This is a genomic window from Psychroserpens mesophilus (genome assembly GCF_050617655.1).
Taxonomy (GTDB): domain Bacteria; phylum Bacteroidota; class Bacteroidia; order Flavobacteriales; family Flavobacteriaceae; genus Psychroserpens; species Psychroserpens mesophilus_A.
This window is the reverse complement of sequence record NZ_JBODQC010000099.1, coordinates 1-328: the sequence shown is the minus strand read 5'-3', so window position 1 is coordinate 328 and position 328 is coordinate 1. Positions and strand designations below refer to the sequence as shown.

Here is a 328-nt window from a genome sequence, read left to right as displayed (position 1 = left end):
CCATCGGCCTGCTCTATTTCTTCAAACGCTTTGGCGATGCCATCACCCCCTGGAAGTTTATCCTGGCCAACGTGGCCGTGGTAGCCGTGCTGATGCTCGTCTACAAATTCTCGCTCACCTACGTTTTGGTGCTCTTTGGATGGGGCGAGGTGTTCTTTATCAACGAGGTGGGCCTGCCCTTTAACTCGGGGACGATCATCATGGGGCTGCTTTTTGCAGGCGCCTTTTACTACGGGCTGCGCTACACGCGGAAAAACAATTATATCAAGGCGAATACGGTGGTGCTCTGCGGCCTGTTTATGTTTATCGGCTTTTCCTCCTGGCTCAT

1 protein-coding gene is annotated in these 328 nt (G+C 53.0%); it reads left to right on the top strand.

Annotated elements, in window-relative coordinates; translation table 11 throughout:
- Nucleotides 1-328 (top strand): hypothetical protein (locus ACRHNM_RS16500; protein ID WP_431137721.1); only part of this gene is annotated, 328 nt, incomplete at both ends.